This is a genomic window from Streptomyces poriferorum (assembly GCF_019399235.1).
Taxonomy (GTDB): Bacteria; Actinomycetota; Actinomycetes; order Streptomycetales; family Streptomycetaceae; genus Streptomyces; species Streptomyces poriferorum.
The window spans coordinates 1-7637 of the sequence record NZ_JAELVH010000295.1; the positions used below are offsets into that span (position 1 = coordinate 1).

Annotated in this window: 9 protein-coding genes; 4 read left to right on the plus strand and 5 right to left on the minus strand. The window is 71.7% G+C overall.

All coding sequences use genetic code 11. The features are described from left to right. Both JGS39_RS33340 and JGS39_RS33345 read left to right on the plus strand, forming a co-directional pair. A partial coding sequence (locus JGS39_RS33340) for a gamma-glutamyltransferase (RefSeq protein WP_219573492.1) occupies positions 1-286 on the plus strand: 286 nt, incomplete at its 5' end. A 74-nt stretch (positions 287-360) separates the two neighbouring features. Further along, positions 361-1188: an inositol monophosphatase family protein gene (locus tag JGS39_RS33345; protein ID WP_219573493.1), complete on the plus strand. Its 828-nt coding sequence runs from the start codon at positions 361-363 to the stop codon at positions 1186-1188. A gap of 13 nt (positions 1189-1201) precedes the next feature. Here JGS39_RS33345 and JGS39_RS33350 read toward each other — a convergent pair whose 3' ends face one another. After that, complete coding sequence (locus tag JGS39_RS33350; RefSeq protein ID WP_219573499.1) at positions 1202-2011, minus strand: nucleotidyltransferase domain-containing protein; 810 nt, start codon at positions 2009-2011, stop codon at positions 1202-1204. Positions 2012-2197: 186 nt separating this feature from the next. Here JGS39_RS33350 and JGS39_RS33355 point away from each other — a divergent pair, with 186 nt between their 5' ends. Continuing rightward, positions 2198-3631: a phytoene desaturase family protein gene (locus JGS39_RS33355; protein ID WP_219573494.1), complete on the plus strand. Its 1434-nt coding sequence runs from the start codon at positions 2198-2200 to the stop codon at positions 3629-3631. Positions 3632-3690: 59 nt separating this feature from the next. Then, positions 3691-4227, plus strand: a complete 537-nt coding sequence (locus JGS39_RS33360) for an O-acetyl-ADP-ribose deacetylase (RefSeq protein ID WP_219573495.1) — start codon at positions 3691-3693, stop codon at positions 4225-4227. A 60-nt stretch (positions 4228-4287) separates the two neighbouring features. Here JGS39_RS33360 and JGS39_RS33365 read toward each other — a convergent pair whose 3' ends face one another. The 4 genes from JGS39_RS33365 to JGS39_RS33380 form a co-directional block, all read right to left on the minus strand. Continuing rightward, positions 4288-4743, minus strand: a complete 456-nt coding sequence (locus tag JGS39_RS33365) for a MaoC family dehydratase (RefSeq protein WP_219573496.1) — start codon at positions 4741-4743, stop codon at positions 4288-4290. A 37-nt stretch (positions 4744-4780) separates the two neighbouring features. Then, on the minus strand, positions 4781-6298 hold the full coding sequence (locus JGS39_RS33370; protein ID WP_219573497.1) for an acyl-CoA synthetase: 1518 nt from the start codon (positions 6296-6298) through the stop codon (positions 4781-4783). 12 nt (positions 6299-6310) lie between these two features. Then, complete coding sequence (locus JGS39_RS33375) at positions 6311-7180, minus strand: amidohydrolase family protein (RefSeq protein WP_219573500.1); 870 nt, start codon at positions 7178-7180, stop codon at positions 6311-6313. A gap of 14 nt (positions 7181-7194) precedes the next feature. Next, the coding region (locus tag JGS39_RS33380; RefSeq protein WP_219573498.1) for an SDR family oxidoreductase at positions 7195-7637 on the minus strand (443 nt) is incomplete at its 5' end.

Consider the following 7637-nt stretch of genomic DNA (forward strand, 5'->3'; position numbering starts at 1 on the left):
CCGCGGCGGCCTCGACCTCCAGGGCGCCATCGATGCCCCGAACTGGCACAACGACAGCTTCCCCGGCTCCTTCTTCCCGCGCGGGATGCGCCCGGGCAGCGTCACCGTCGAGGAGGGCATGGACCCGGACGTCGTCGCGGAACTGCGCCGGCGCGGCCATGACGTCACGGTCGGCGACCCGTGGTCCGAGGGCCGGATGTGCGCGGTCGCCCGCGACCCGGAGACCGGGGTGCTGTCCGCGGCGGCGAACCCGCGGGGCATGCAGGGGTACGCGGTCGGGCGCTGACCGGCCACCGGCCGGCCACGTCCACGTCATGACCAGGTCGCCGGCGTCCGGACAGCCCGTGCTTAGCTGGGGGCATGATCGATGACTTCCTTGCAGGGGACCTGACCGAGATCGAGGCGGCGGTCCGCGCAGCGGCCGCCGCCGAGATCATGCCGCGCTACCGGCAGCTCGCCGCACACGAGATCATCGAGAAGAACGGTCCGCACGACCTCGTGACCACCGCGGACCGGCTCGCCGAGGAACACCTCACCGCCGCCCTGAGCCGGCTCCTGCCCGGTTCCGTCGTCGTCGGCGAGGAGGCGGTCCACGCCGACCCGAAGGTGTACGAGGCGCTGGGCGGCGATGCCCCCGTGTGGATCGTCGACCCGGTCGACGGCACGCGCCAGTTCGTCCGCGGCGAGCCGGGGTTCTGCACCCTGGTCGCCCTGGCCCACCGCGGCGAGCTGCTGGCCTCCTGGACGTACGCGGCCGCCCTGGACGAGATGGCCGTCGCCGTCCGGGGCCGGGGTGCCACGCTCAACGGCACGGCGATACGCTCCGGCTCGCCCGAGCCCGACGCCGTACTGCGGGTGGCGATGTCGCACCCCGACTACACCACCGACGCACAGAAGCGGGCCCTGCTGGGCCTGCGCACCGAAGACATCGACGCCCGCCCCTGCGGCTCGGCCGGGCTCGAGTACCTCGCGGTCGCCCGCGGTGACCTGGACGCGCTCGCCTTCAACTGGGAGTACGCCTGGGACCACGCGGCGGGGCTGCTCCTCGTCACCGAGGCGGGCGGCACCCAGGCCACACTGTCCGGTGTGCCGTTCCGCATCGCCGGCGGCAACGACCTGCCCTTCACTGCGGCCCGGGACCGTGCGACGGCCGACCGGATCCTGGCCGCGCTGCGCACCGGGGCCTGAGCGCGCCTGCGAGTCAGCGGGACAAAGGCCCCGTCCGTCCGGCGACTGTGCCGCGCAGCACCTCGCGTACGTCCCGTACGACGGTCGCGGCCGTCTCCACGGCCGAGGGGTCCAGCCCCGTCAGCGCCTCGCCGACCCGCGCCGCGAAGTCCGCGGGCGTGTCCGGCAGGGCCGCGGCTGCGGCCAGCGCGCCCTTCTCGTTCAGGCACCAGGTGCGGTGGTGGGCGTGCAGCGACTGGGCGAGGATGCCGAACGCCCGGGACAGACAGAGCGAGACATGGAGCCGGTCACCGCTCGCTGCCGACTTACGGGCCGCCCCGACCGAGAAATCCGCCTCCCAGGCCGCCTCGGCAAACGCCTCGCGCAGCGGCTCCGGGTAGTCGGACGTCTGCATCTGAAGCGCCGTCAACTCGCCGTGCGGGTCGGCGAGTACACGCCCGAGGGCGACCTCGCCCGGATAGGCGGGGGACCAGAAGCCCAGCGGATGCCCGGGCTGGACCCCCACTTCGTAACGGCCCCGGCGGCAATCCGACCAGACCGCCTCGACCCGGTCCAGATCGCGCAGGATCCAGTCGACCGGAACACCGTCCACCCGCAGCCACGCGCCGCCGTTCACCCATGGCCCCCAGCCGCCCGGCCCGGCCACCTCGACCGGGGAGCCCTGGAACCCGGACGCCAGCGCGGTGAGTGCGGCGAGGTCCGGAGCGCCCCGGTAGTAGAGGCCCAGATCCCAGTCCGAGTCGGGCCGGTGGGTGCCGCGGGCCCGGCTGCCGCCGAGTACGACGGCGCGGACGCCCGGCACCGCGGTCAGCCGCTCCGCCATCTCGTCGATGTTCCGTCGCAGTGCGGATTCCTCCGCCCCCGGAGAGGTGGCGGGAGGCTGGTTCGGGTGCGCCGGACGGGCGGGGTTCGGAGTATTCATCGGACGGGCACCGTACCCGCCATCGAACTGTCGGCGCCTGCGAATATCCTGGGCTCTCAGACCGTCGGCTGACAAAGGAGTCCGAAGGTGCCATCGATGCTCGATGCCGTCGTCGTGGGGGCGGGCCCCAACGGACTGACCGCCGCAGCCGAACTGGCCCGCCGTGGCTTCGCCGTGGAGGTCTTCGAGGCCGGGGAGACCGTCGGCGGCGGAGCCCGTACCGAAGAACTCACGCTGCCGGGCTTCCGGCACGACCCCTGCTCGGCGGTCCACCCGCTGGGCATCGGCTCACCCGCCTTCGGCGCGATGCCCCTGGCGAAGCACGGCCTGGAGTGGCTGCAGCCGCCGCTGGCCCTGGCCCACCCGTTCCCGGACGGTTCCGCAGCCGTGCTAACCAGGTCCGTGGGGGAGACGGCCATGTCGCTCGGACCGCAGGACGCGGGTGCCTATCGCAGACTCCTCGCGCCCTTCATCGGCCACTGGGACACGCTCGCCCAGGACTTCCTGCGCACCCCGTGGGACGGACTGCCCCGGGACCCGTACCGCTGGGCGCGCTTCGGGTTCGACGCGATCCAGCCCGCCACGCTCCTGTCCCGCCGTTTCCGCGGCGAGAAGGCCAAGGGCATCTTCGCCGGACTCGCCGCCCACGCCATAGCCCCCACCAGCGGTCTCGCCACGGGCGGCATCGCCCTGCTCTTCGCACTCGCCGCACACGAGAACGGCTGGCCGGTGCCGCGCGGCGGCTCGCAGGCCATCTCCGACGCCCTCGCCTCGTACCTGCGGGAGCAGGGCGGCATCATCCGTACGGGCACGGAGGTCAGACGGCTGGACGAGCTGCCGCCGGCCCGCGCCTACATCTTCGACACCTCACCGACCGCGCTGGCCAGGATCGCCGGACTCGGCAACGCCTACCGGGACTACCGCTACGGAGCCTCCTGCTTCAAGATCGACTACGCGCTGTCGGGCCCCGTCCCCTGGACCGCCGAGGAGGCCCGCCGGGCCGGCACGGTCCACATCGGCCCCACGGCCGGCGAGATCGACACCGCGCTGCGCGCCGCGGTGACCGGACGGGACCCGAGCGTGCCCTTCCTCATCACCGCGCAGCCCAGCCTCACCGACCCGTCCCGCGCCCCCGAGGGCAAGCAGGTCTTCTGGGTCTACGGACACGTTCCGGCGGGCTGGGAGGGCGATGCCACCGACGTCATCGAATGCCAGCTGGAGCGGTTCGCCCCGGGCTTTCGCGACGTCGTCCTCGCCCGAGCGGTGACGGGCCCGCCCCAACTCGCGGTTCGCAACGCGAACTACGTCGACGGGGACATCGCCTGCGGTGCCTTCTCCGGGCTGCAGACCGTGATCCGCCCCCGGCTCGCCCGGGTTCCGTACGCGACCGCGCACCCGTCCGTCTACATCTGCTCGTCGGCGACCCCGCCCGGCCCCGGCGTGCACGGCATGTCCGGTCACCATGCGGCGAAGGCCGTATGGCGGCGGCTGCGGGAATCGGGGCCGTCCGGGCGCCGTTGACGCGCGCCGCGCGGGCCGTGGGCCACCCATGGACCCGCGCGTGACGGCATGATGGCGGCATGCGCACATCTTCCGCCGTCACCGTCACCCTCGTACGGGGCGACATCACCCGGCAGTCCGTCGACGCCGTCGTCAACGCCGCGAACTCCTCCCTGCTCGGCGGCGGTGGGGTCGACGGCGCGATCCACCGCCGGGGCGGCCCCGAAATCCTGGCCGCCTGCCGGGAATTGCGCGCGTCGAAGTACGGCAAGGGACTGCGGACCGGCCAGGCCGTCGCCACCACCGCCGGCAAGCTGGACGCCCGCTGGGTCGTGCACACGGTGGGCCCGGTCTGGAGCAGCGCCGAGGACCGCTCGGCCCTGCTGGAGTCCTGCTACCGCGAAGCCCTGCGGGTGGCGGCGGAGTTGGGGGCCCGCACCATCGCCTTCCCGGCGATCTCCACCGGAATCTACGGCTGGCCGATGGACGACGGCGCCCGCATTGCCGTGCGCACCGTGCTGGCGGAGGCCGCCGCGCCCGTCGAGGAGGTGCGGTTCGTGCTGTTCGACGCGCACGCGTACGTGGAGTTCGAGGAGGCGCTGGCGGCGCAGGCCTGAGGGGCGGGGAACCCGCGAACGGCCGACGGCCCGCGCTCGGGCGTCGAGGGTTGCCGGTGATCAGGCGTAGAAGCGGTACAGGGCCTGCGCGACACATGCCGGCTTGTCCGAGCCGTCGATCTCCACGGTGAGGTCGACGGCCACCTCGACTCCGCCCCTGACATCCCCGACCGAGGTGATGCGGCCATGCGTGCGGATCTTCGAGCCGACCCGCACCGGGGAAGGGAAACGGACCTTGTTCAAGCCGTAGTTGACGGCCATCGACACGCCCTCGACCTGGAGCAGTTCGCTCCACATCGGGATGAGGAGCGCGAGGGTCAGATAGCCGTGGGCGATGGTCCCGCCGAACGGACCCTCCTTCGCACGCTCCACGTCGACATGGATCCACTGGTGGTCGTCGGTCGCGTCGGCGAAGGTGCCGACCCGTTCCTGGGCGATCTCCAGCCAGGAACTGTGGCCGAGGTCGGCGCCGTTCAGAGCCTTGATCTCGTCGATGCCGTTCACGGTGAGTGACATGGGTACTCCTTGGTATGGGTGAGGGACAACGGGTGGGTCAGCCGGAGCCGTAGCGCGCCCGGATCGGCGCCTTGAGGAGTTTTCCGGTGGCATTGCGGGGGAGTCCGGTGGCGAGGACCACGGACCGGGGGACCTTGTAGCGGGCGAGCCGGTCCCGCATATGGGTGATGAGCTCGTCCACCGTGACGGCCGCGTCGTCGCGGAGCACCACGACGGCACGTCCGACCTCGCCCCACTTCGGGTCCGGGACGCCGATGACCGCGGCCTCGGCGACCGCCGGATGGCCGAGCAGGACGTCCTCGACCTCGGCCGGATAGATGTTCTCGCCGCCGGAGATGATCATGTCCTTGAGGCGGTCGACGAGGGTGACGAACCCGTCCGCGTCGACGGTCGCCACATCGCCGGAGCGGAACCGGGCCCCGTCGGGGAAGGCAGCGGCGGTCGCCTCGGGCAGATTCCAGTAGCCGGGCGTGACATTGGGGCCCGAGACGACGACCTCACCCTTCTCGCCGGCCGCCGCTCGCTCGCCCGAGGGCAGCAGGATCTCGACGTCCGTGAAGAAGTGCGGCACTCCGGCCGATCCGGCGTGGCCGAGCGAGTCCGCCCGCCCGAGGACGAGGGCCCCCGGGGAGGTCTCCGTCATGCCGTAGCCCTGGACGAAGGTGAGCCCCCGGTCCAGACAGGCCTGTGCGGTACGCGACGGGACCGGGGCCCCGCCGCAGAGCAGATTGCGCAGGCTGGACAGGTCGGCCGTCGCCCAGCCGGGCGCCGACACCATCGAGTCGTACATCGTAGGGACGCCGAACATGCAGGTGACGCCGTGCTGTTCGATCAGCTCCAGGCTGCGGGCCGCATCGAACGAGGACTCCAGGACCACCGTGCCGCCCTTGAGGAGCGTCGGCAGACAGCTCATGTTGAGGGCCGCGGTGTGGAACAGCGGTGCCCCGACGAGGGCGACTTCGTCACTCGCGAGATCGGTGTCGACCAGGACGTTGAGGCTGTTCCACACGATGTTCCCGTGAGTGAGGACCGCCCCCTTGGAACGCCCGGTGGTTCCCGAGGTGTACATGATGAGACAGGCGTCCTCATGGCCGACCTCCTCGTCCAGCGGCTCCGTGCCGGCCCCGGCGAGCAGTTCCTCGTACGATTGCCCCGGGCCCTGCTCGACGGCGATCACAGTGCCGATCCCGGAACCCTCGGCCAGCGCCTCCACCCGCTCCCCGGGCTGCCGGGCGTGCACCAGGACCCGGCAACCGGAGTCCGTCGTCTGGTGGAGCAACTCCGGCAGGGCGAGACGGGTGTTGAGCGGGACGAAGACGGCCCCGAGCAGCCCCGAGGCGAACAGCGTCTCCAGATAGGCCGGATGGTTCGGTCCGAGGAAGGCCACCCGGTCACCGCGGCGTACGCCCGACGTCCGCAGCGCGTGCGCGAGCCGGGTGGAGCGCTCGTACAGCTCGGCATAGGTGAAGGCGCGGCCCTCGTGAACGAGAGCGGTGCGCCGGGGAGTTCTGCGGTTGCGTCGCCCGGCCCAGGCGCCGATGCCCTGATTGCGCATGGAAGCCATCCCTCAGCGGTGGGTCAGACCGAGCAGTGCCGCTGCGTTCTCCTTGAGGATCTTCGGCCGTACCGAGTCCTTGATCGGGAGCCCGGCGAAGTCGGCCAGCCAGCGGTCCGGCGAGAGCATCGGATAGTCGGAGCCGAACAGGACCTTGTCCTGGAGCAGGCTGTTGGCGTACTTGACCAGCTGCGGCGGGAAGTACTTCGGCGACCAGCCCGAGAGGTCGATGTAGACCTGCGGCTTGTGGGTGGCCACCGCCAGTGCCTCGTCCTGCCAGGGGAAGGACGGGTGGGCGAGCACGATCGGCATGCCGGGGAAGTCCGCGGCCACGTCGTCCACATCCATCGGGTTGGAGTACTTCAGACGGATGCCGCCACCGCCGGGCGTGCCCGCGCCGATGCCGGTCTGTCCGGTGTGGAACAGTGCGATGGCTCCGGCTTCCTCGATGGCCTCGTACAGCGGGTAGGCCATCCGGTCGTTCGGATGGAACGCCTGGATGCTCGGGTGGAACTTGAAGCCCTTGACGCCGAACTCCTTGACCAGGCGGTCGATCTGACGGACTGCCGCCTTGCCCTTGTACGGATCGACCCCGGCGAACGGGATGATGACGTCCGGGTTCTCCAGAGCGGCTTCGGCGATCTCCTCGTTGGGGACCGGCGGGGTGCCCGTGGCCGACTCCGCGTCCACGGTGAAGACGACGCAGGCCATCTTCCGTTCCCGGTAGTGCGCGGCGATCTCGGGCAGGGTGGGATGCCGGTGCTCCGCCTTGAAGTAGGCGCCGGCGGCACTGTCCAGCTCGGCCGAGAGGGAGGCGCCGCCCTTGGCGGAGACCTCGGCGTGCGTGTGGAAGTCGATGGCGACGAGTTCGTCGAGGTTCAGCACGGTCGCGTTCCTCACAGCCTGGGGGCGGGGATGCCGAAGGTCTCCGGGACGCGGCCGACGGAGACGGGCCAGGCGTCCGCGATGGCGTCGGCGCTCCAGCCCCCCTCGGCGTACGCGACCGAGATCTCCTGGGGATGCGACCAGAGGGCGAGCCTGTCTCCGCCGATGCCGATGCACTGGCCGTTGACCCCGGCCGATGCGTCCGAGGCGAGGAAGGTCACGAGACCGGCCACGTCTTCTGCGGTGCCGAATCCCTCGCCCTTGCGCAGGGCGTCCGGGAACGGTGTGCCGTGCTCCTCCAGGGCCTCGATGTGCGGGGCGAAGGCGGGAATGGTCTTCGTCATCGCGGTCGCGGCGACCGGGATCACGGCGTTCGCGGTGATCCCGGCACGGGCCAGCTCCATCGCCCAGGTGCGGACCATCGCGGCGATGCCGGCCTTGGCGGCGGCGTAGT